A 1,099-nucleotide genomic window follows, 5' to 3' on the forward strand; every position below is an offset into this window, starting at 1 on the left:
CCTAGGTGTACCCGGCCATGAGGTCGGTAGCAGCGAGCCTGCTTGAACGAACGAGAACCCCCGAATGGGATGTGGCTTGTCGAAGGCCCACTCCAACCCGGAGGTTCTCGTGTCCCACGGTAGTGCCCGGCTGACCGTTCACGGTCGGCGACTGATCGTCCAACGCCATCAGGACGGCTGGAAGCAGGCCCACATCGCCGCCGCGATGGGCGTGTCCCGCAAGTGCGTCAAGACCTGGATCGACCGGTATGCCGCGGAAGGCGAAGCCGGCCTGGTCACCCGGTCGTCTCGGCCCCACACGATGCCAACGAAGACCTCAGACGAGGTCGAGCAGCTGGTGCTTGCCGCCCGGGCAGAGCATCGGGACGGCCAGGACGTGCTCGGACCAAAGGTGGGCGTCCCGCCACGGACCGTGGGCCGGATCCTGCGTCGGCACGGCGTGCCCTACCTGCGCGAGTGCGACCCGATGACCGGTGAGGTGATCCGCTCCTCGAAACAGACCGCACAGCGCTATGAACGAGAGCGCCCGGGCGAGCTGGTGCACATGGACGTCAAGAAACTCGGCAAGATCCCCGATGGTGGCGGCTGGCGCACCCACGGCCGCGCAGCGACCGTCGCGCATCGACACAAGAAGGTCAAAGTCGGCTACGACTACGTGCATTCCATGGTCGACGACCACAGCCGGTTGGCCTACTCCGAGATCCTGCCCGACGAGAAGGGCACGACCTGCGCGGCGTTCCTACGACGGGCAGCTGCCTACTTCGCAGACAAGGGCATCAGCCGCATCGAACGAGTCATGACAGACAACGCGTTCGCCTACCGCCACTCGGCCGACATGAAGAGGGCCTGTGCCGACCTGGACGCCAAACAGGTGTTCATCAAGCCCCACTGCCCCTGGCAAAACGGCAAGGTCGAGCGCCTGAACCGCACCCTGACCACCGAGTGGGCCTACCGCCGCAACTTCGCCAGCAACACCGACCGCGCCGCCGCGCTTGCTCCATGGATCGAGCACTACAACACTTGCCGACGCCACAGCTCACTCGGAGGCAAAGCTCCAGTCAGCCGTCTGTGACCAACGTGGTGGCTGGGTACACCTAGG

Annotated in this window: 1 protein-coding gene; it reads left to right on the forward strand. The window is 65.4% G+C overall.

Features of this window, described 5'->3' with window-relative positions:
- Positions 1-109 precede the first annotated feature (109 nt).
- Entirely contained in the window at positions 110-1,072 is a 963-nt protein-coding gene (locus NYO98_RS21840; protein WP_268114026.1) for an IS481 family transposase, read from the forward strand.
- Positions 1,073-1,099 lie beyond the last annotated feature (27 nt).

This window comes from Nocardioides pini (assembly GCF_026712185.1).
GTDB lineage: Bacteria > Actinomycetota > Actinomycetes > Propionibacteriales > Nocardioidaceae > Nocardioides > Nocardioides pini.